The organism is Methylorubrum rhodesianum (assembly GCF_014199985.1).
Classification (GTDB): domain Bacteria; phylum Pseudomonadota; class Alphaproteobacteria; order Rhizobiales; family Beijerinckiaceae; genus Methylobacterium; species Methylobacterium rhodesianum.
Window position 1 is genome coordinate 37,934 of sequence record NZ_JACHOS010000021.1, and the last position, 20,565, is coordinate 58,498.

At 69.8% G+C, this 20,565-nt stretch carries 23 protein-coding genes; 10 read left to right on the forward strand and 13 right to left on the reverse strand.

Annotation, left to right across the window (positions count from 1 at the left end; genetic code table 11):
• Positions 1 to 60: 60 nt before the first annotated feature.
• The 5 genes from HNR01_RS23835 to HNR01_RS23855 form a co-directional block, all read right to left on the reverse strand.
• Positions 61 to 258, reverse strand: a complete 198-nt coding sequence (locus HNR01_RS23835; protein ID WP_183670274.1) for a macro domain-containing protein — start codon at positions 256 to 258, stop codon at positions 61 to 63.
• Between the two features lie 9 nt (positions 259 to 267).
• Positions 268 to 741 carry an arsenate-mycothiol transferase ArsC gene (locus HNR01_RS23840; protein ID WP_153875549.1) on the reverse strand — a complete coding sequence of 158 codons (474 nt, stop codon included), beginning with the start codon at positions 739 to 741 and terminating at the stop codon, positions 268 to 270.
• Between the two features lie 347 nt (positions 742 to 1,088).
• Entirely contained in the window at positions 1,089 to 1,601 is a 513-nt protein-coding gene (locus HNR01_RS23845) for a UPF0262 family protein (protein WP_017485338.1), read from the reverse strand.
• Between the two features lie 136 nt (positions 1,602 to 1,737).
• A complete protein-coding gene (gene hisD, locus HNR01_RS23850) occupies positions 1,738 to 3,033 on the reverse strand; it encodes a histidinol dehydrogenase (RefSeq protein ID WP_183670276.1) in 1,296 nt (431 codons plus the stop codon).
• Between the two features lie 31 nt (positions 3,034 to 3,064).
• Positions 3,065 to 3,520 carry a DUF2948 family protein gene (locus tag HNR01_RS23855; protein ID WP_183670278.1) on the reverse strand — a complete coding sequence of 152 codons (456 nt, stop codon included), beginning with the start codon at positions 3,518 to 3,520 and terminating at the stop codon, positions 3,065 to 3,067.
• A 333-nt stretch (positions 3,521 to 3,853) separates the two neighbouring features.
• On the opposite strand from HNR01_RS23855, the gene HNR01_RS23860 reads away from it, so the two are divergent.
• Positions 3,854 to 4,210, forward strand: coding sequence for a hypothetical protein (locus HNR01_RS23860; RefSeq protein ID WP_183670280.1), 357 nt, complete (start codon positions 3,854 to 3,856; stop codon positions 4,208 to 4,210).
• Positions 4,211 to 4,312: 102 nt separating this feature from the next.
• Here HNR01_RS23860 and murA read toward each other — a convergent pair whose 3' ends face one another.
• A complete protein-coding gene (gene murA / locus HNR01_RS23865; RefSeq protein ID WP_017485342.1) occupies positions 4,313 to 5,602 on the reverse strand; it encodes a UDP-N-acetylglucosamine 1-carboxyvinyltransferase in 1,290 nt (429 codons plus the stop codon).
• A gap of 203 nt (positions 5,603 to 5,805) precedes the next feature.
• Entirely contained in the window at positions 5,806 to 5,985 is a 180-nt protein-coding gene (locus tag HNR01_RS23870; RefSeq protein ID WP_017485343.1) for a hypothetical protein, read from the reverse strand.
• Between the two features lie 612 nt (positions 5,986 to 6,597).
• Here HNR01_RS23870 and hemA point away from each other — a divergent pair.
• The 4 genes from hemA to HNR01_RS23885 all read left to right on the forward strand — a co-directional run bounded on the left by hemA (position 6,598) and on the right by HNR01_RS23885 (position 9,056).
• Complete coding sequence (hemA, locus tag HNR01_RS23875) at positions 6,598 to 7,986, forward strand: 5-aminolevulinate synthase (RefSeq protein ID WP_183670282.1); 1,389 nt, start codon at positions 6,598 to 6,600, stop codon at positions 7,984 to 7,986.
• A 38-nt stretch (positions 7,987 to 8,024) separates the two neighbouring features.
• The gene (locus HNR01_RS27970) at positions 8,025 to 8,147 is read left to right on the forward strand and encodes a hypothetical protein (protein WP_255538683.1); all 123 of its coding nucleotides are present in this window, start codon (positions 8,025 to 8,027) and stop codon (positions 8,145 to 8,147) included.
• Positions 8,148 to 8,400: 253 nt separating this feature from the next.
• A complete protein-coding gene (locus HNR01_RS27720; protein WP_246417631.1) occupies positions 8,401 to 8,592 on the forward strand; it encodes a hypothetical protein in 192 nt (63 codons plus the stop codon).
• Positions 8,589 to 9,056: a hypothetical protein gene (locus tag HNR01_RS23885; protein WP_183670284.1), complete on the forward strand. Its 468-nt coding sequence runs from the start codon at positions 8,589 to 8,591 to the stop codon at positions 9,054 to 9,056. Before HNR01_RS27720 ends, HNR01_RS23885 begins: the two co-directional genes overlap by 4 nt.
• A gap of 7 nt (positions 9,057 to 9,063) precedes the next feature.
• Here HNR01_RS23885 and HNR01_RS23890 read toward each other — a convergent pair whose 3' ends face one another.
• Complete coding sequence (locus tag HNR01_RS23890) at positions 9,064 to 9,594, reverse strand: DUF2059 domain-containing protein (protein ID WP_183670286.1); 531 nt, start codon at positions 9,592 to 9,594, stop codon at positions 9,064 to 9,066.
• Positions 9,595 to 9,675: 81 nt separating this feature from the next.
• The gene (locus tag HNR01_RS23895; RefSeq protein WP_183670288.1) at positions 9,676 to 10,416 is read right to left on the reverse strand and encodes an MBL fold metallo-hydrolase; all 741 of its coding nucleotides are present in this window, start codon (positions 10,414 to 10,416) and stop codon (positions 9,676 to 9,678) included.
• 395 nt (positions 10,417 to 10,811) lie between these two features.
• Between HNR01_RS23895 and HNR01_RS23900 the strand changes: the two genes are divergently transcribed.
• The 3 genes from HNR01_RS23900 to HNR01_RS23910 all read left to right on the forward strand — a co-directional run bounded on the left by HNR01_RS23900 (position 10,812) and on the right by HNR01_RS23910 (position 13,922).
• A complete protein-coding gene (locus HNR01_RS23900) occupies positions 10,812 to 11,960 on the forward strand; it encodes a helix-turn-helix transcriptional regulator (protein WP_183670290.1) in 1,149 nt (382 codons plus the stop codon).
• A 137-nt stretch (positions 11,961 to 12,097) separates the two neighbouring features.
• Positions 12,098 to 13,480, forward strand: a complete 1,383-nt coding sequence (locus HNR01_RS23905; RefSeq protein ID WP_017485349.1) for a class II 3-deoxy-7-phosphoheptulonate synthase — start codon at positions 12,098 to 12,100, stop codon at positions 13,478 to 13,480.
• Between the two features lie 292 nt (positions 13,481 to 13,772).
• The gene (locus HNR01_RS23910; RefSeq protein ID WP_017485350.1) at positions 13,773 to 13,922 is read left to right on the forward strand and encodes a hypothetical protein; all 150 of its coding nucleotides are present in this window, start codon (positions 13,773 to 13,775) and stop codon (positions 13,920 to 13,922) included.
• A 9-nt stretch (positions 13,923 to 13,931) separates the two neighbouring features.
• On the opposite strand, the gene HNR01_RS23915 is transcribed toward HNR01_RS23910, so the two are convergent.
• Positions 13,932 to 14,270 (reverse strand): hypothetical protein, encoded by a 339-nt coding sequence (locus HNR01_RS23915; protein WP_017485351.1) that lies wholly within the window; start codon positions 14,268 to 14,270, stop codon positions 13,932 to 13,934.
• A 206-nt stretch (positions 14,271 to 14,476) separates the two neighbouring features.
• Positions 14,477 to 15,022, reverse strand: coding sequence for a hypothetical protein (locus tag HNR01_RS23920; RefSeq protein ID WP_017485352.1), 546 nt, complete (start codon positions 15,020 to 15,022; stop codon positions 14,477 to 14,479).
• Between the two features lie 376 nt (positions 15,023 to 15,398).
• Between HNR01_RS23920 and HNR01_RS23925 the strand changes: the two genes are divergently transcribed.
• Positions 15,399 to 16,331: a YicC/YloC family endoribonuclease gene (locus HNR01_RS23925; protein WP_017485353.1), complete on the forward strand. Its 933-nt coding sequence runs from the start codon at positions 15,399 to 15,401 to the stop codon at positions 16,329 to 16,331.
• 34 nt (positions 16,332 to 16,365) lie between these two features.
• Positions 16,366 to 17,037 (forward strand): guanylate kinase, encoded by a 672-nt coding sequence (gmk, locus tag HNR01_RS23930; protein WP_183670292.1) that lies wholly within the window; start codon positions 16,366 to 16,368, stop codon positions 17,035 to 17,037.
• A 39-nt stretch (positions 17,038 to 17,076) separates the two neighbouring features.
• Here the strand turns inward: gmk and HNR01_RS23935 are convergent, their stop codons facing one another.
• Positions 17,077 to 18,825 (reverse strand): ABC transporter ATP-binding protein, encoded by a 1,749-nt coding sequence (locus HNR01_RS23935; RefSeq protein WP_153875540.1) that lies wholly within the window; start codon positions 18,823 to 18,825, stop codon positions 17,077 to 17,079.
• 106 nt (positions 18,826 to 18,931) lie between these two features.
• Positions 18,932 to 20,170, reverse strand: coding sequence for an MFS transporter (locus tag HNR01_RS23940; protein WP_183670294.1), 1,239 nt, complete (start codon positions 20,168 to 20,170; stop codon positions 18,932 to 18,934).
• Between the last annotated feature and the right edge of the window lie 395 nt (positions 20,171 to 20,565).

A 20,565-nucleotide genomic window follows, 5' to 3' on the forward strand; every position in this document is an offset into this window, starting at 1 on the left:
GGGCGCCGCGCATCGAGCGGGCGGACCGGGGCGCCCGGGCTGGGCGAGCGGTGTCCCCGGTCAGAATTCCGGCCGCTTCCCGTCGAACAGGTCGACCACGGGCTCGAAGGCCCGCGCCTCCTCCTCGATCATCCGCGAAATGATCGTCCACGAGCCGCCCGCGAGGCCTGCGCCCATCCTGCCGAAGGCGTTGCGGCCGTGAACGAGGACGCGTTCCGGAGCGGCAGAGATGGCGCCCTCGACGTAACGGATCTTCATGGCCCGCCCTCAGGTTTTGAGGCGGGACTTGATCCGGTAGGTCAGCCCGTCGCGCACGTCGCGGTAGCCGTCGAGGCGCTGCTCGCGGGTGCCGTCCTGCACCAGGGTCGGATCCGGCGTCGGCCAGTACTCGACATCCGCCGCGAGGGTGTGGGTCAGTTCGAGCGCCCGGTGGTGGGCCTCCGGCGACAGAGTGATGATCAGGTCGAAGTTCAGCCCCTCCCAATCCTCGAGCTGCTCGATGGTGCGCGGCTTGTGGCGGGAGGCGTCGATGCCGATCTCGTCCAGAGCCGCGATCATGAACGGGTCGCTCGGCTCGCCCGAACGCACGCCGGCCGACTGCACGTAGGTGGACTTGCCGAAATAGTGGCGCGCGATCGCCTCCGCCGCCAGCGAGCGCACCGCGTTGAAGTTGCACATGAACAGGACGGATTGAACCCGCCGCTTCTTCGGCCCGGCCCCCGGGATGGCGTCGTCCGTCATGCCCTGCCTGAGAGCATGGTCCCGAGGAGAGGGCGCCGGCCGGTCGGAAAAGTCGATGCAGACACCGTGCCCTCTCGCGAAACGCCCCCGCCCCCTCGCGCCGATGCACCACGGATCGGGCGTTTCGTGACGTGCTCCTGCACACGCTGATATAGGACCGCTCCGGACTTCCCGAAAGCGCATCGTTTTGCCGAGCGCATCGCCCCTCGGCAGGATGCTGCCGTACCCCTCGGCCCGCCCTCAGCGAATTCGGCGGGCCGCTGCGGGGTGGCGGATCCGGGCACGGGTCCAGGATATCGTCTCAGCGCGTTCGCGACGAACCGGCGTCCCCTTCGTCGAAAGGCGCTCTACCCCTTCCAGTGCAGAGCGAAGATCAGGGTGAACAGGCGCCGCGCCGTGTCGTGGTCGAGATCGACCTTGCCCTCGAGGCGCTGCCGCAGGAGTTCGGAGGCCTCGTTGTGCAGGCCGCGTCGGCCCATGTCGATCGCCTCGATCTGCGTCGGCGAGGCGGTGCGGATCGCGCTGTAGTAGCTCTCGCAGATCATCTCGTAGTCGCGGATCACCCGGCGGAAGGGCGTGAGCGAGAGCAGGTGGGTCATCACCGGTTCCCCCGCTTCGGTCGCGATGGCGAAGGACAGCTTGTTCTCCACGAGGCCGAGAACCAGCCCGTAGGGCCCCTCGTCGCGGTCGGGCAGGGTGAAGGAGTTCTCCTCCAGGATGTCGTAGATCGCAATGGCGCGCTCGTGCTCCTGATCGGGATTGCCTCGACCGATCGAGGCCTCGTCGAAGCGCACCGCCGCGAGCCGGTTCCTCGGCTTCTCCGGCGCTCCGTCCGCCCCCTGCTTCGGTTCGGCCTTCATCGCCGCCGCCTTCTCGCACCGGTGCCCGAATCCGGGCCCCTCTTGCCGTCACATGAGCCGCAAGCCCGTCGCACAGGCAAGCTGTGCCGTGTGGGCGGCCCGAAAAGTGATCGTCCGCCCCCGAACGGGACCGACGTCAGAGGTTGAGCCGGATCGCCACCGAGCGGGCATGTCCGTCGAGGCCCTCCGATTCACCGAGCGCGATCGCCGCCGGGCCGAGGGCCCGCAGGGCAGCCGGATCGCAGCGCAGGATCGAGGTGCGCTTCATGAAGTCGAGCACGCCGAGGCCCGAGGAGAACCGCGCCGAGCGGGCGGTCGGCAGCACGTGGTTCGGGCCGCCGACATAGTCGCCGATCGCCTCGGGGGTATGCGAGCCGAGGAAGATCGCCCCGGCGTTCCGGATCTTCCGGGAGAGGGCGTCGGCGTCCTGCGTTTCGATCTCGAGATGCTCGGGGGCGATGGCATCGACCAGCGGTACCGCCTCGTCGAAGTCCCGGACGCGGATGATCGCGCCGTAATCGCGCCAGCTGGCCCGGGCGATTCTCTCGCGCGGCAGGGTCGCCAGGGCGCGCTCCACTGCCGCCTCTGCCGCCTCGGCCAGTTCGTCCGAATCGGTGATGAGCACGGATTGCGCCGCCTCGTCGTGCTCGGCCTGGGCCAGGAGGTCGGCGGCGATCCAGTCGGGATTGGCGTGGGCATCCGCCAGGATCAGCACCTCGGAGGGGCCGGCGATCATGTCGATGCCGACCTGCCCGAACACCCGGCGCTTGGCCGCCGCCACCCACGCATTGCCGGGGCCGACGACCTTGGCCACCGGCGCGATGGTCTCCGTGCCGTAGGCGAGTGCGGCCACTGCCTGCGCCCCGCCGACACGGTAGATCTCGGTGATGCCCGAAAGCTGGGCGGCGGCGAGCACCAGCGGGTTGAGCTGGCCCTCCGGGGTCGGCACCACCATGACGATGCGCGGCACGCCGGCCACGCGGGCCGGCACCGCGTTCATCAGCACCGAGGAGGGATAGCTCGCGGTTCCGCCGGGCACGTAGAGCCCGACCGATTCCAACGCCGTCCAGCGCCAGCCGGCGGTGACGCCGAGGTCGTCGGTGGAGAGGTGATCCTCGGGAATCTGGCGGCGGTGATAGGCCTCGATCCGCTCGGCGGCGAGCGCCAGGGCGGCGCGGGCCTCGGCCGGGCAGGCGGCCACCGCCGCCTCCACCTCCTCGGCGGTGATGCGCAGGGCGGCGGCCGAGAAATCCTGGCCGAGCCGGTCGAAGCGGCGGGTGTAGTCCACCAGGGCCGCGTCGCCGCCGGCGACCACGCCGGCGATGATGCCGCGCACGGTCTCGTCCACGTCCTCCGAGATCTCGCGCTTGAGGCCGAGCAGGCGCTTGAAGGCCTCCCCGAAATCGGGGGAGCGGCTGTCGAGGCGGATCATCGGCTGATATCGGCGGTTCGGGGGAGGGGGGTCACGGGCGGCTCTCGACGAGGCTGCGCGCCGCCTCGTGATCGGGGCGGCCGTCGGCCTGCCAGACGGGGCCGAGATCCTTCAGGCGAACCTCGATGCATTCGAGTTCGAGGCGGATCGCGGCGCCGCCGGAGAAGACCAGGGTGGCGATGCCGGAGGGGGCCTCGGTCTCCTCGAAGGTGATCGCCAGGAGGCTCAGAGGATCGCCCGAGGTCGCCCCCGGCGTGATGCCCTTGGCCTTCACCGACAGCACCCGCTCGAAATGCAGGCCCGAGAGCCGGCGCCGGGGCGGCTGGCTCGGGGGCACGGACCAGTCGAAACGCCGCGCGGCCAGGGCGAAGCGATGTTCGCCCGGCAGCCATGCGAGATCCTCCGCCCGCAGGATCGCGTCCTGCAGGTGGGCGGAGATGACGGCGAGATCCTCGGCGTCGAGGGCGGCGAGCTTGAGAAGCTCCATGAGTGACGCTCCAGGCTCCCCGACCGAACGCGTGGGGAGCGGATTTTGGAGCGTAGGTAGCGAGGTGACCCGCCTGCGGCAACCGGCAGCCCGGGCGGCGAGGGGGCGCGCGCGAGCCGTTGCGTGCTCTTCACCCGCAGTTTTCGGTCCATCGGATTGGTTCGGCGCCGAGGAACGCCGCGAGGATCGCCCGCCGGGACCGGCTTTACCGTATCCGGGAATGGCGTGTGCGTGACCAGGGTTTCGAGGCTCTTTTGGGCTCATCGCGCGTTCATGAGCGCGCGGCTAAGGCTGAGCGTGACGTTCGTGAGACTTTCGGAGGGGACGAGGACGATGAAGAGCGGAGTTCTGGCCATCGGGCGCACCTTGGGGGTCGTCCTGGCCCTCGGGTGCGTGGCGAGCCCGGCAAGCGCCCAGTATTACCGCGACGGCTACGACGGCCCGCGCCGCTACGATGACGGCTACGGCCGCCGCTACCGCGAGGACGATGGCTATCGCGGCCGCCGCTACGACGACGAGGACGACCGTCCGCGCTTCCGTGGTCCCCCGCCCCCGCGCTACGGTCGCGGCGGCGGCAGCATCTGCGTGACCGCCCGCGGCAACTGCCCGACCGGATTCGCGCCGGTGAACTCGCCCTGCGCCTGCGACATCCCCGGCTTCGGCATCAAGCGCGGCGCCGTCGGACGCTGAGGTCGCGGAAAGGGTCTGGCCCTTCGGCCTGCACGATCCGGTGCAGGCCGTTTTCATCGGGAGCGGGGCGCGTCGTCCCGACCCCCCGACGCAGCCGGTGTCTCAGGCGCGCACGCGCTCGATCTGCGCGCCGCATCGGCCGAGCTTGGCCTCGAGGGCCTCGAAGCCGCGGTCGAGATGATAGACGCGGTTGATCTGCGTCTCGCCCTCGGCGGCGAGCGCGCCGATCACCAGCGAGACCGAGGCGCGCAGGTCGGTGGCCATCACCGGCGCGCCCTTCAGGCGCTCCACCCCCTCGACCACGGCGAGATCGCCGTCGAGGCGGATCCTGGCTCCCAGCCGCGCCAATTCCTGCACGTGCATGAAGCGATTCTCGAAGATCGTCTCGCGGATGCGCGATTGGCCCTTGGCCAGCGTCATCAGCGCCATGAACTGCGCCTGGAGATCGGTCGGGAAGCCGGGGAACGGGTCGGTGGTCACGTCGGCGGGGTTGATGCCGCCGCCGTTGCGGCGCACGCGGATGCCGTCGGGCAAGGCGGTGACCTCCGCGCCGGTGGCGGACAGGGTGTCGAGGGCCGACGAGAGCAGATCGGCCCGGGTGTTGACGAGGGAGACGTCGCCCCCGGTCATCGCCACCGCCATGGCGTAGGTGCCGGTCTCGATCCGGTCCGGCAGCACCTCGTGGCGGGCGCCCCCGAGGCGTGCGACGCCCTCCACGACGATGCGGGAGGTGCCCGCGCCCTCGATCCGCGCGCCCATCTTGATCAGGCACTCGGCGAGATCGACCACTTCCGGCTCGCGGGCGGCGTTGTCGATCACAGTGGTGCCGTAGGCGAGCGCCGCCGCCATCAGCGCGATGTGGGTGCCGCCGACCGTGACTTTGGGGAAGTCGATCTCGGCGCCCCGCAGGCCGTTCTTGGTCCGCGCGACCACGTAGCCGCCGTCGATCTCGATCTCGGCGCCGAGCTTTTCCAGCGCCATGAGCAGCAGGTCGACCGGGCGCGTGCCGATGGCGCAGCCGCCGGGCAGCGACACCTTGGCCTCGCCGAACCGGGCCAGGAGGGGCGCGATGACCCAGAAGCTCGCCCGCATGGTCGAGACGAGTTCGTAGGGTGCGGTGGTGTCGATGACGTTCGAGGCGGTGAGCCGGACGGTCTGGCCGGTCTCCGCCGTCTGGCCGGGCCGCTTGCCGACGACCATGTGATCGACGCCGTGATTGCCCAGGATGCGGGTCAGCGCCGCGATGTCGGCGAGCCGCGGCACGTTGATGAGCTCCAGCGTCTCCCCGGTCAGAAGGCTCGCGATCATCAGCGGCAGCGCCGCGTTCTTGGCGCCCGAGATCGGGATCGTGCCGTTGAGCGGCGTGCCGCCGGTAATGTGGATGCGGTCCATCGGGATCCTCGGAGCACCTCCGTTCCGGTCGCGGAGGTCGCCTTGCGTGCCGGGCGCGCGGGCGCCCCTCGTTCAGGGTGGAGGTATAGGCGGTATCCGGCAAAAAGAAGAAGCGTGGCCGTTCGGTTCCATCCTGCGTCCGGCGCATTCCTCCGGCGAGGCACGGCACGGGCCGGTTTGGTGCTGAGAAGGGGGGACGGGCGCTAGCCCTTGTCCGCCGGCCGCGAAGTCGGCGCGGGCTCCGGGCCGGCATCGGGACCGGATTCCGGGCCGGTATCGGGCATATCGTCGGCCCGGCCCCGGGCCTGTGCCTTCCGGCGGCGCAGGTTGTCGCGCAGGGCTGCCTTCAGCCGCGCCGCGCGCTCGTCGTCCTTGGTCGCCATCGCACCCGTTCCGACTCCAATCCCGTCTCTGGACCGCCTCGCCGTTGAGGGCGCGGGCAGCGCGCGAGGGCGTATCCCGGATTCGCAGCCTTCGCCAGCGCATGGGGCCGTCGCCCGAGCCGCCGCCTTCGTCTCGCCGGAGGCAGCGGCCGGGCCGCGATTCGCGCCGCGACCCTTCGTCACCGGAGACTCTGCCCGGACCGGAAATCGGGTTGCGGCCGCCCGCTCCTGAGGACACCAGCGGCAGCGTTGCGCCAAGGAAGGTCCCATGGTCAGGCGCGGATACGGACAAGATTGCGCCGGTGTTCGGGCCGGTGCAAAGCCGGCGCAAAGCAGGAATGTCTCGAACTCACCTTGAACCAGTTCGAAAATACCTCCTATCTTGCAGCCACAGCGGCGCCGGCGAGGGACCCGTCCCGGGAAACGGCAGGAGCCGCCGGTTGGACGATGACGCGCGGCCGAGCCGCGCCGCTCTCCGGGGGGCTGAACCTTGGGAGATCACCGCCCGGCTGCGAACGGTTCGGCAACGCTCTTCGGGGCGGCGCGAACCCGAATTCTTTACCCGAGGCGTCCCAAGAAGAACGCCCGGCCAGCCGAAAGCGTCGAGGACGGATGCCCGTGAACCTGATGCCCGTGAACGCTGCCGACAGCGCCACCCCGCCCGACGAGTCGATCGTGGGCGGCGATGGCGGCGTGGACGAGACCGGAGTAAGCAACGGCCGGGCCAGATTCGAGCGTCCGTCGGTCCGCCCCGCCGGACCGCGCACGGATTACGACGGTCATTTCCGCGCGGCCCTCGACCGGCTGCACAGCGAGCGCCGCTACCGCGTCTTCGCCGATATCGAGCGCATCTCGGGCCGCTTCCCGCAGGCGACGTGGCGGCGGCCGGAGGGCGGCAGCCGCGAGATCACGGTTTGGTGCTCCAACGACTATCTCGGCATGGGCCAGCACCCGGAGGTCGTCGGTGCCCTGACGCAGACGGCCGCCCGCTGCGGCGTCGGCGCCGGCGGTACCCGCAACATCGCCGGCAACAACTCGCCGCTGGTCGATCTGGAGCGTGAACTCGCCGACCTCCACGGCAAGGAGGCGGGCCTCGTCTTCACCTCGGGCTACGTCTCGAACCAGGCCGGCATCTCGACGATCGCCAAGCTGCTCCCGAACTGCCTGATCCTGTCGGACGCCTTCAACCACAACTCGATGATCGAGGGCGTGCGCCATTCCGGCTGCGAGAAGCGCGTCTTCCGCCACAACGACCTCGAGCATCTCGAGCAGCTGCTTGCCGAGGCCGGCGACCGTCCCAAGCTGATCGCCTTCGAGTCCGTCTACTCGATGGACGGCGACGTGGCGCCGATCGCGGCGATCTGCGACCTCGCCGACGCCTACGGTGCCATGACCTATCTCGACGAGGTCCACGCCGTCGGCCTCTACGGCGAGCGCGGCGCCGGCATCGCCGAGCGCGACGGCGTGATGCACCGGGTCGACGTGATCGAGGGCACGCTCGCCAAGGGATTCGGCTGCGTCGGCGGCTACATCACCGGCTCGGGCGTGCTGTGCGACGCGGTCCGCAGCCACGCGGCCGGCTTCATCTTCACCACCGCCCTGCCGCCGGCCGTGGCGGCGGCGGCGCGGGCCTCGGTGCGCTACCTCAAGCGCTCGAAGACCGAGCGCGAGGCGCATCAGCGCCAGGCCGCCCGCACCAAGGCGGCGTTGGAGGCCGCCGGTCTGCCGGTGCTGCACACCGAGACCCATATCGTGCCGCTGATGGTGGGCGATGCCGAGCTGTGCAAGGCGGCGGCCGACCACCTGCTGGAGCACCACGACATCTACATCCAGCCGATCAACTACCCCACCGTCCCGCGCGGCACCGAACGGCTGCGCATCACGCCCTCACCCTTCCACGACGACGAGCGCATCGGGGCGCTGACCGCGGCGCTGGTCGAGACCTGGGACACGCTGGACCTGCCGCGGGCCGGGACGGTGTTCGCGGCCGCCGCGGAATAGCCTTTTCGCCGGGGACGCGGCACCGCTACACTGGCCGCATGGCCCCGGCCTTCGATCGCACCCGTCTCCTCCAGGCCCTCGAACTCCTCGGCGCGGACCTGTCCGCGCGGGGCCTGTTCGTGGAACTGGCGGTCTACGGCGGTGGGGCGCTGATGCTGTAATTCGCTTGGCGGCGCGGCACCGATGACGTGGATGCCGTTGTCCGAGAGGGATTCGACGAGGCGGCGCTCGCGCCCTCCGTCGGTCGCGTCGCGGAGCAACTGAGCCTTCAGCCCGACTGGCTCAACAACGCCGTCGGCCGGTTCACGCCGCTGGACGAGGACGAGTCCCTCTTCACGGGGGCTGGCCTCTATCCGGCCGAGGGACCCCCCGGGCCTGCGGGCCTTTCTCGCCACGTCCCGCTACCTCCTCGCCATGAAGCTGCACGCGTTGCAGAACCTCGACCGGGGTGATCGGGATCTGCGCGACGCGCGGCAGCTTGCGGCCCATCTCGGCATCCGCGACGCGGCGGCCCTGCATGAGCTGTACCTGTCCGTCTACGACGAGGCGCCGTCCGACGAGGCCAGCCTGCGCTTCCGGTCGGTCCTTCGGGAGAGTCCGCAATGAGGCCCGCCTGCCTGCGCGAGGTGGTGGAGCGGGCGCGTGCGGACGGTGACTGGAATCACCACCTGCAGAACTTCCTCGATGCCTTCTATCGGCACGACGGTGACATCACGGTGCAGAGCGCGATGATCGCCGAGGACCCCGGCTTCCTCGGAGAGGCCCGGCCCGACGCCTTCCTCGGCGGGGTCGGCGAGCACCTCGCCCGGCGCTGGCGGTTGCCGGCCATTCCGGCCTGGGTGCGGCCCGAGGCGCGCTACCTCGACAAGGCGATGTTCGTCCCCGACGAGCGCAACCTGCGCAATTACCTGCTCTGCGTCAGTCCGGTCTCGTTCCGACCCCGCCTGATCTTCACGGGGCCGGACCCGCTCCAGCGCGCCCGCTTCCCCTACCATCGCGGCGTGATCCGGATGCCCCTGACCTTTCCGCAGGGACCAGCGGCCACGGCCCTCTTCGACGCGAAGCGGTGAGCGGCCTTCAGCGCCGCTTGCCCTCGCTCGGCCAGCCATGGGCCGCGGCCGCCTTCTCGACCTTCTCCTTGAGCTGCGGCATCAGCGTGCCCATCCATTGCTGCATGCCGGTCAGCATGGCCTGGCTCAATTGCGGCTGCGCCTTGACGAGGTTCTTGCCCGCCGGCGTGCCGTAGAAGGCCGCGACCGCCTTCAGATCCTCCTTCGAGAGCACCGAGGCGAAGCTGAGGGCCTGGACCGCCAGCAGGTCGTCGTAATGCTCGGAGAGGGTCGGCAGGACCACCTCGTTCACCATCACCTGAGCCTTCGCCGGGTCCGTGATGCCCATCTGCTGCATCACGCCAGCCATCGGCGCCTTCATCGCCGCCAGCACCGCGGCCCGGTCGCCCTGCGCGGCGGCGACGACCTCGCGGGCGGCGGCCAAACGCTCCGGATCGGCGCTCACCTGCGGCACGGCGGGTTTTCCGGGGGCCTGTGCCAGAGCCGGTGCCCCGAGCAGACCGAGACAGATGAACCCGTACAGTGCGACCGTCCGCATGATTCGCCCTTCCTTGTCGTTGCGCCGGGAAGAGGCGGCAAGCAGATCGCGATGTCCAGGCCCGATACCCGGCCCGCATCGTCAGAACGTGACGACGAGCCCATCCTCCGCCGCGATGTAGCCGTCCGGCGGATGGGCGATCATCTCCGGGCTCATATGCGTGAGCATCAGCCGCTTCGGGCCGATCTCGGGCAGGTGTCGCTTCAGCGTCGCCCAATCGAGGTGGAACTTCACCGGACGCTCGACGGTGTAGCCCTCGGCGATCAGCAGGTCCGCCCCGTGGCCCACCGCGACGATGTCCTCGACCCACTCCGTGTCGCCGGTATAGCTGACGACCTTGCCAGCAGCCTCGATCCGAAGGGCGTGTGCGGGCGCGCCGGAGGGGTGGCGCATGGCGTAGGCGGTTGCGCGCACACCCCCGGTCTCGACCGGTCGGCCGGCCTCCATCTCCTCGACCACGACCCGGAACCGGCGCTCGGCCGTGCTGGAGCCGGGAAACAACACCTCCATGGCCGCCGGAAGGCGCTCGGCCGTCCCCGGCGGCCCGACGACGGTCAGCGGCTGCGTGCGTCCGCTGACGAGCTGTCCGTCGAGGATCAGCCACGGCAGGCCGCCGAAATGATCCCCGTGCAGATGGGTCAGGAAAACGGTGTGGATGCGGTTCGGCTCGACGCCGAAGCGCCGGATCGCGATCAGCGAGGAGGCGCCGCAATCGATGAGGAAGCCGCCTGGCAAATCCTCCGACGCATCGACGTGGAAGCAGGTGTGAAAGCGCCCGCCCGAGCCGAACGCGTCTCCGCAGCCGAGAACCTGGAGCCGCATGGATCTCTCTCCTGTTACTTAATTCTTGCTCTCGCCCGTTGATCTCGGTCGCCGGGCCGGTGCGGCAATCGTCTCACACCGGATCCGGCCGGACTTGTCTCCCGTCGTCCGCGGGACGCGCCCCCGCTTCCGCCATCAGCAAGAGCGATGCCTCGAAGCCGAAGTCCATTTCCTCCGAGAAGCTGCTGTAAAAGCGGGAACTCGGGCTGCGATTTCGGGTCTAGCGGAGTAAGAGTGTTGTCGGGGTCTGGGTATGAGCGAGCACGATCCGATTTTGCGGCGAGAGTTTCGAGGTAAAATCCAACCTCTTCGCGCCGGATACGGTATCCGGCATCCGCGAAGGCCCCGGCGTCCCGGCGCATGACCGCGGATCTGCCAGGTCTCTTTCCTGATCCATGACGATCCATCCCCGCTCCATTCCCCCCATCCTCCGCTCGGCCTCGATCGAGCCGGCCGCCCTGTCGCCGCAGGGCGAGGCGTTGATCGACCGGATCTACGAGGCGGCGGCTTTGCCCGAGCTGTGGCGCGAGGTGCTGGTCGGCCTCGCCCGGTTCGCCGGGGCACAGGAGGCGGTGCTGATCGTCTCGACCGGAACGCAGTATCGCGACGTCGTGACGACTTCGCCGGAATTCGATGCGCTGGTGTCCGATCACTTGCGCTTTCCGGGCAATGTCCGCACGGAGCGGCTGCTGGAGTTGCGCCATCCCGGCTTCCTCATCGACCTCGACGTCGTGACCGAGGAGGAGATCGCGACGCTTCCGCTCTATCAGGACTTCCTGATCCCCCGGGGGTACGGCGCCGGCACCGCGACGACCGTCATGGTCCCGAGCGGCGACAGCGTGATCGTCCATTGCGAGCGCGCCCGCGCCGAGGGCGATTTCGATCCACAGACCCTGGCCACTCTCAACGGCTTGCGCCCCCATCTCGCACGGGCGGCCCTGCTCTCCGCGCGCCTGGAGATGGAGAGGGTCGCCACCACCACGCGGACGCTCGAAGCGCTCGGCCTGCCCGCCGCGGTGCTCGGGAGCGGCGGCCGGGTCATCGGCGCCAATCCGTCCCTGGTGGCGATGATGCCCCATACGCTCAGCGATCAGCCCTCGCGGCTCGCCGTGGTCGATCCGGCCGCCGACAGGCTGCTGCGCGAGGCGCTGACCCGGTCTGGCCAGGGAAGCGAGAGGGCGGTGCGCTCGATCCCGATCGCTGCCAGCGGCGAGCGCCCGCCGGTGATCCTTCACCTCGTGCCGATCCGCGGTGCGGCTCACGACGTCTTCACCGGGGCGCGCTTTGTGCTGATCGCCACGCCCGTCACGGCCCAGGATGTGCCGAGCGCCGATGTCGTTCAGGGCCTGTTCGACCTGACGCCGGGGGAGGCCCGGCTCGCCACCCTGATCGCCGCGGGCGACGCGCCGGCGCCGGCGGCCGCCAAGCTCGGCATCACCCCCAGCACCGCCCGGTCGGTGCTGAAGCGGGTCTTCCAGAAGACCGGCGTGTCGCGCCAGGCCGAGCTGGTCGGCCTGCTTGCCGGACGGGCACTGCGCGAATAGCGGCGGATGCGCGGACCGATACTCAGCTATCCAGTCGGCAAACTCGCAACTTCCAAAAAACCGCTCTATAAGCCCGGCTTCGCGCGAGGCGGGAGGGCCCGCGCGCATCACCCGAGCGGGTGAGCGGAGAGAGTATCATGGCCGAGCGGTGGACCCCGAAAACCTGGCGCAACCTGCCGATCCAGCAGGTCCCGTCCTATCCGGACGCGGGCGCTCTCCAGGCCGTCGAGGCGCAGCTTGCGAGCTTTCCGCCGCTGGTGTTTGCCGGTGAGGCGCGCAAGCTGAAATCCGCGCTGGCGCGCGTCGGCGCGGGCGAAGCCTTCCTGCTGCAGGGCGGCGACTGCGCCGAGAGCTTCGACGAGCACTCGGCCGACAACATCCGCGACTTCTTCCGCGTCTTCCTGCAGATGGCGATGGTGCTCACCTTCGCGGGCGGCTCGCCCGTGGTGAAGGTCGGACGCATCGCCGGGCAGTTCGCCAAGCCGCGTTCCTCGCCGACCGAGACGCTGGAGGGTGTGTCGCTGCCGAGCTACCGCGGCGACATCATCAACGGCCTGACCTTCACGGAAGAGGCCCGGATTCCCGATCCGAGGCGCCAGCTCGAGGCCTACCGGCAGTCGGCGGCGACGCTGAATCTGCTGCGGGCCTTCGCCACCGGCGGCTACGCCAATCTCGAGAACGCGCATCGCTGGATGCTCGGCTTCGTGAAGGATTCGCCCCAATCCTCGCGCTACCGCGATGTCGCCGAGCGGATGTCGGACGCGCTCGACTTCATGCGCGCCATCGGCATCAATCCGGAGACGCACCAGGAGGTCCGCACCACGGATTTCTACACCAGCCACGAGGCGCTGCTGCTCGGCTACGAGGAGGCGTTGACCCGCGTCGATTCGACGAGCGGCGACTGGTACGCCACCTCCGGCCACATGCTCTGGATCGGCGACCGAACCCGCCAGCCGGACCACGCCCACGTGGAGTACGCCCGCGGCATCAAGAACCCGATCGGTCTCAAGTGCGGCCCCTCGACGACCGCCGAGGGGCTGATCCGCCTGATCGACCTCCTCAACCCGGAGAACGAGGCGGGCCGGCTCAGCCTGATCTGCCGCTTCGGCGCGGACAAGGTCGGCGACCATCTCCCGGGGCTGATCCGCGCGGTGCGGCGCGAGGGCCGCAACGTCGTCTGGGTCTGCGACCCGATGCACGGCAACACCATCGCGGCGGGCCGCTACAAGACCCGGCCGTTCGAGCGGGTGATGCAGGAGATCGAGGGCTTCTTCGGCGTGCACCGCGCGGAGGGGACGATCGCCGGCGGCATCCACCTGGAGATGACCGGCAAGGACGTCACCGAATGCACCGGTGGCGCCCGGGCGCTGACGGCCGACGACCTGCAGGACCGCTACCACACCTACTGCGACCCGCGCCTCAACGCCGAGCAGGCGCTCGAAGTGGCGTTCCTCACGGCCGAGCTGGTGAAGCGCGAGCGCGCCGAGATCGAGCGCCCGCGCCTCGACGCGGCGGAGTAACCTCGGCTCCGATCGAAAGCGGACAAGGCGGGTGCGATCGTGCAGGATCGCGCCCGCCCTTCTCGTTGGGGCTCGCTCTCCTGCATGGTTTTGCATCGAGGGCTCCGCCATCGCGGCGTGGAGCCGACAAAAGAATCGGCGAAGCACCACATCGGCCCGCGTCAAGAATGTTTCTCGCGCCCAGGCTTGGTTATCATCCTCTTAAGCGATCGGCTTCGGAGGCGGCATGGCGGTATCGGCGACCAGGAAGCGTTCTCGGATTCGCAGCCTCTGGCCGGGCTGGAAGCCGGGAATGCCCGCCGCTCTCCCGCCTCCGCTCGACCGGCGAACGGTCGAGCTGCACCCGATCGAGCCGGAGGGGCGCCTGCCGCCGCGCAGCCTCACCGCCAACGAACTCATCGCCATGGCTCGCACCGCCCGCGCCCGCCGTCTCGATCCGTGAGCGAGAGCTTCAGTTCCGTCGCGGTTCGGTGACGGTGAAGAGGGCGGTGAAATCCGGGTTCTCGACGATCCGGTCCTGGTCCGCGAGCTGGTAGAGCCCCGGCTCCCCCACCTCGATCGCGTCGAGCAGGGGAGCGACCGTGAAGGGTTCGTCCCCCTCGCCGGTCCGGATGACGATGCCCGTCTCGGCATCGACCGTCTCGACGATCCCGAAGATCTGACGCCGACTGAGCAGGGCGCCCTCGGGATCGACATAGGTCAGGCCGACGAGCAGGCTCGATCCGATCAGATCGTCGGCGAGGTCCTGATCCCAGTCCTCGTCGCACCCCTCGCTGTCGATGGAGTCCATCGCTCCCAGCCGTGCTCGAATCACTGCCACTTCAACGGCGACCCGGCCGATGATTGCGCAACCTCCAACTGCCGGCAAGGCCACCCATCCCTCGCGCTCGTCGCGTCTCGGCAACGCCGCCGCACCGCGCGCCAAGGCAACGACCCCGGTAATCTGAGCCCGCAGCCTCGTCGCTGGTCTTATGCGGCGAGGCGTGTCGCGGAACGTTACTGAACGAGCGCCAGCCGGCCGCGCGCGTCGGAGGCTCCGGTGCGGATCGGCGGCTCGCTGTGGCCGGCGAAGAAGTCCTCGACCATCTCCCGCATGATCTCCGCGAGATCACCGCCGCGATCCGCCTCGACATGCACGTCGTTGCCGACCGAGCGGCCCAGGCTCGGCGCGGCGTTGCTGGCCAGGGTGAGGAGCCGCTCGTTGTACTCCGCCCCGAGGCCCGTCACCGCGATGAAGTTGCGGCCGCCGAGGACGGGGCCGTATGTCACGGTGATCCGATGTTCCTGATCGGCCCCGTTATGCAGCGTGGCGGTGAAGCCGACGAAGTCGTCGCGATCCACCTCCGGAGCCGGGCAGGTGATCCGGCCGTGCTCGATGCCGTCCTCCTCCAGCACTTCGGCCATCAGATTGAGGGCCTCGATGATCGGAGCCAGCGCCCGCGTGCCGTCCTGCAGAAGCTTGGCGCGGATGCGATGCTTCTGCGCATCGGCCGCGCGCAGGCGGGCGCGGAAGCGGTTCTTGATGTCGAAGGGGTTCGTCATGGATGGGTCCCCGCTCGAATGTTCGGTGCCCTTTTGATCGGCCCTGAAACTAGGAAGATGACTAGTAAGCGTCAAGCTGATGCACAGTATTCGTGCCTGCTTCGACGCTGAGCTATTGCATCGTTATACGGCGTGCATAATTTTTATGCAGAACAGGGCGATTCAGTCTCTGTTGCATTGCAATGATGGCGCCGGGCGCCTGACGCATCCGAGCCCGTCGCGAGCCCGTCGCGAGCCCCTCGCGGACGGTCGCATTGCACTCGCTCGCCGAATGCGCGTATCCGGACCAACCGGACTTGTCCGCCATCGTTCCCGCTTTGCGCGGCCGAGCACGGAGGGCCATCAATCCGGACGGATCAGCGGGGAGCGGCGCGTCTTGGCCAAGAGTTTCGCCGGAGGCACTTTCGTCAGCGACACCCTCGCGAGCATGGACACCCTCGCGAGCATGACGGGCTTTGCCCGCTGCGCCGGCACGACCGGTGCGGTGCAGTGGTTGTGGGAGATCCGAACCGTGAACGGGCGCGGGCTCGACATCCGCGTGCGCGTGCCGAACGGTTTCGACGCGGCGGGGGAGGCGGCCCGGGCCGCCCTGTCCCAGGCGCTCTCCCGCGGCCAGTGTCAGCTCAACCTGACGCTGACCCGGCCCGAGGCGGCCGCTCGGGTGCGCATCGACGAGACCCTGCTGGCGAGCCTCGCCGCGGCGGTCGCCCGCGTGCCGCGCCCCGCCGGCGTCGGTCCGGCGACTCTCGACGGGCTGCTCGCCGTGCGCGGCGTGGTCGAGACAGAGAGCGAGGCCGGGGCCGATCCCGACGCGCTGAACCGGGACCTCGTCGCGGGAATCGACAGCCTCGTCGCCGATCTCGTCGCCGCCCGCCGGGCGGAGGGCGCGCGGCTGCACGCGATCGTCAGCGATCAGATCGCCGACATCGCCCGCCTGACCCAGGCCGCCGAGGATTGCCCCGCCCGCCGTCCCGAGGCGGTGCGCGCCAGGCTCGCCGAGTCGGTCGCGGCGCTTGTCGGCGCCGGGGGGCTCGACCCCGACCGCCTGCATCAGGAGGCGGTGCTGCTCGCCGCCAAGGCCGACGTGCGCGAGGAGCTCGACCGCCTGCGCGCCCATCTCTCGGCCGCCGGCGAATTGCTGGCGAAAGGGGGCGCGATCGGACGGCGTCTCGATTTTCTGGCCCAGGAACTCGGCCGCGAGGCCAACACGCTCTGCGCCAAGGCCGGCGACATCAGCCTGTCGCGGATCGGACTCGACTTGAAGGCCGTGGTGGAGCAATTCCGCGAGCAGGTGCAGAACGTCGAGTGAGGACGCCGACAGTGGGCAGCGGAGTGAACGGCCGATGACGCAGGACGCCACGCATGGCAGGCCGGACATCGCCCGGCGCGGGCTGATCCTGATCCTGTCCTCGCCCTCGGGCGCGGGCAAGACCACGCTGACCCGCGCCATCGCCCAGGACGGCGGCTGGGGCCTCGACCTGTCGATCTCGGTGACGACCCGGGCGCGCCGCCCCTCGGAGATCGACGGGCGGCACTACCGCTTCATCGACCGCGAGGCGTTCGAGGATCTGCGCACCCGCGACGACCTGCTCGAATGGGCCGAGGTCCACGGCAATTTCTACGGCACGCCCCGCCGCCCGGTGGAGAAGACGCTGGCCCAAGGCCGGGACATGATCTTCGACATCGACTACCAGGGCACCCGCCAAGTCAGGCAGCGGCTGCAGGACGACGTGGTGACGGTGTTCATCCTGCCGCCGAGCTTTTCGGAATTGCGCAACCGCCTGGAGCGGCGGGCGGAGGATTCGCCCGAGACCATCGAGCGGCGGCTGGCCAATGCCCGCAACGAGATGCAGCGCTGGAGCGAGTACGACTACGTCATCGTCAACGACGACCTCGACGAGTCCTTCCGCGCGCTCCAAGCGATCCTGACGGCCGAACGCCTCAAGCGCACCCGCCGCACCGGCCTGCCGGGTTTCGTCGACGGCCTGCTGGCCGAGGCCGAGCGGGGCGCCTGAGAGAAAGTTCCCTCCCCGCAGGGGGGAGAGGGGAAACCTTCACTCCGCTGCGGTGCGCGGCGCGGTCGAAAGGGATTCTTCCACCTGCGCCGCGTGCAGGCGCCGGTAATAGCCGTCGGCGGCCAGAAGCGCGTCGTGGCGGCCCTGCTCGGCGATGCCGTTCTCGGCCACCACCACGATGCGGTCGGCGTGCCGGATCGTCGCGAGGCGGTGGGCGATGACGAGGGTCGTGCGCCCCTCCGCCAGCTCGAACAGCGAGGCCTGGATCTCCCGCTCGGTCTGGGTGTCCAGCGCCGAGGTCGCCTCGTCGAGGATCAGGATCGGCGGGTTCTTGAGGAAGGCGCGGGCGATGGCGAGCCGCTGCTTCTGCCCGCCCGAGAGCTTCACCCCGCGCTCGCCGATCACCGTGTCGAGCCCCTCGGGCAGGGCGGCGATCAGGCCGTCGAGCCGGGCCCGGGCGGCGGCGTCCAGGATCTCGGCCTCGCTCGCATCGAGGCGGCCATAGGCGATGTTCTCGCGGATCGTGCCGGCGAACAGGAACACGTCCTGCTGCACGATGCCGATCTGGCCCCGCAGCGAGGCCAGCGTCAGGTCGCGGATGTCGTGACCGTCGACGGTGATGCGCCCGCCTTCCGCCTCGTAGAAGCGCGGGATCAGGGAGAGGAGCGTCGTCTTGCCCGCGCCGGACGGGCCCACGAAGGCCACCGTCTCGCCCGCATGGATCGTGAGATCGACGCCGTCCAGCACCGGCCGGTCCGGGCTGTAGCCGAAGCGCACACCCTCGAACCGGATCTCGCCCTTGAGCGGCGGCGCGGCGAGGGCGCCCGGCCGGTCGGCGATATCGGGCTCGGTGGCGAGCAGGGCCTGGTAGCGGCGGAACCCCGCGATCCCCTTCGGATAGGTCTCGATCACCGCGCCGATCTTTTCCAGCGGGCGGTAGAACACGCCGACGAGGAGCAGGAAGCCGACGAAGCCGCCGGCCGTCAGGTCGCCGCGCACCACGAAGGCGGCGCCGCCGAGGAGCACCACGATCTGCACGAGGCGCAGGCCCAGATAATTGATCGAGAGGGCACCCGCCATCAGCCGGTAGGCTTCGAGCTTGGTCGTGCGGTATTTCAAATTGTCGGAGGCGAACAGAGCCCGCTCATGCGCCTCGTTGGCGAAGGCCTTCACCACGCGGATGCCGCCGACATTCTCCTCGATGCGGGCGTTGAAGGCGCCGACGCGCCCGTACTGCGCCTGCCAATTGCGGGTCATGCGCCCGCCGTAGCGGATGGTGACGAAGGCAATGACCGGCAGGATCGCCAGCGTCATCAGCGCCAGCGGCGGGTGGACGAGGAACATCAGCACGAAGGCGCCGACCAGCGTCATCACGGCGATGAACACGTCCTCCGGCCCGTGATGGGCGACCTCGCCGATCTCCTCCAGATCCTTGGTGACGCGGGCCACGAGATGGCCGGTCTTCTGCCCGTCGAAGAAGCGGAACGAGAGCTTCTGCAGGTGATCGAAGGCGCGCGCCCGCATCTCCGTCTCGATGTTGATGCCGAGCAGGTGCCCCCAATAGGTGACCACCACCATCAGGCCGGCATTGGTGACGTAGAGCAGCGTCAGCCCCGCCGCGGCGAGCCCGATCAGGCCCCAATCCTGCTGCGGCAGCAGCCGGTCGACGAAGGCTTTGACCGCGAGCGGAAAGCCGAGTTCGAGCAGGCCGGAGAGCACGGCGCAGCCGAAATCCACCAGGAACAGGGTCCGGTGTGGCCGGTAATAGGCGAGGAAGGCCTTCAGCATGGCGCGGCTGTGACGGCTGTCTCTGTCCGGAAGAGGGCGGATTCGATGGTCCAGCGCATAGGCGAGCCGGCCTCGATGCGCCAGACGCGCCCGCGCGGGGCGCCCCTCACGACACCGCGCGGCCGGCCGCGCGGTCGGCGATCAGCGTGCGGGCGATGGCGCCGCGCAGGAGCAGCACGGCGAGGCCGTAGAGCGGCACCGCGAGGGCGAAGTAGACGGGCCAGCCGACCGCGCCCGCGAGTGCCGGCGCCCCGACCCGCAGCGGCATGGCGGCGAAGAAGGCGGCGCCGAAAAGGAGCGCGTAGTCGGTGGCCGGCTGCGGTCCCTGGGCCCAGCGGTAGATCATGTTGAAGACCGGGACGCCGAGGCCGCCGCCGCACAGGATGCCGAGGATCGAAGCGGCGAGGCCGAGATTCGGCGCGGCGGCCGCGCTCGCCCAGAGCATCAGCAGGCCGGAGGCCGCGACGCCGGCGGCGGAGACGGTGATGAGCGGCAGCGTGCCGACCCGCCGCACGAGGACACCCGAGACCAGGGCCATGACGAGGTTGATGCCCGACGAGAGCCCGCCGGTGACGAGTCCGACTTCCGCGAGCGGAACGCCGAGATCGAGCAGGGCGAGGTTGTTCGAGCCGGTGAGCGCGAACATCGCCGCGAAGTAGAGGCCGAGCACGAGCACGCGACCGGCGAGGAGGCGCAGGCGCCCGAGTGCGAGGGCGCCGCGCTGCGCCTCCGCCGAGACCCGCCGCAGGGCCCGCTCGGGATAGCGCAGCATCGGCAAGAGGCAGAGCCCGTTCAGGACCGCCACCGCGAGCACGGCCCCGTGCCAGCCGATCCGGTCGTACTCGGCGATCAGCAGGCCTGCACCGAAGATGCCGCCGAGAGAGGCGCCGCAGAGCTTGGCGGAGGCGACGTAGGGCCGGCGTTCCGGTCCCACCGTCTCGACCACGAGGGCTTCCAGCGCGATGTCCATGGTGGCGACGCAGAAGCAGGTCGCCAGCGCGAGCCCGAACAGGGCCGACAGCGGCCACGCCTCGCCCCGGCTCAGGATCAGAAGCAGGGCGATGGCCGATCCCTGCATCAGCACGATCCAGCCGAGCCGGTGCGGCAGGCGCGGCAGGCGGATGCGGTCCACGGGCAGGGCCCAGAGGAAGGTGAGGCCGACCGGCAGGTTGATGAGCTGGAGAAAGCCGACCTCGGCGAGATCGATGCCGCGGGCCCGCAGGATCAGCGGCGCGCCGCTGATCAGGAAGCCCAGCGTGGTGCCGAAGGTGATGTAGAGGCAGAAGAACGGCGCGAGCTGCGCCGCCCAGCTGAGCCACTCTCGCGCGGGAACGGGGCCGCTCACGCGCTCTAAGCTTCCTTCAGAGAGGGGCAACGATCCTGTCCCGTGCCGTTCCTCATCCTCGGTCCCCTGCGGTGTGATGCGGTCCCGCCGTTCCATAGGCCACCCGGCGCCGTCTTGCTCACCTTTTCCGGCCCCTGCCGGGCCACGGCCGGCACTCGGCTTGGCCGAGTCCGTCCGGGCCGCTGATGATCGGTTTGACTGGTGAAATTCGAGATCGGTCCGAAACAGCACGGCGAGTCGTGCTTGCCGGAGAGGATTTGCTGCCGGACCACCGGGGGGCGCTGTTATCACGGATGCTCATCATCGGTGAGAGACAGGCATTTTCCGGCAACGGGGCTTGAGAGCTTCTTGGACCGCTGCCTCCGAGTGTTTCGATACAATCCAGCCGTGAGCGG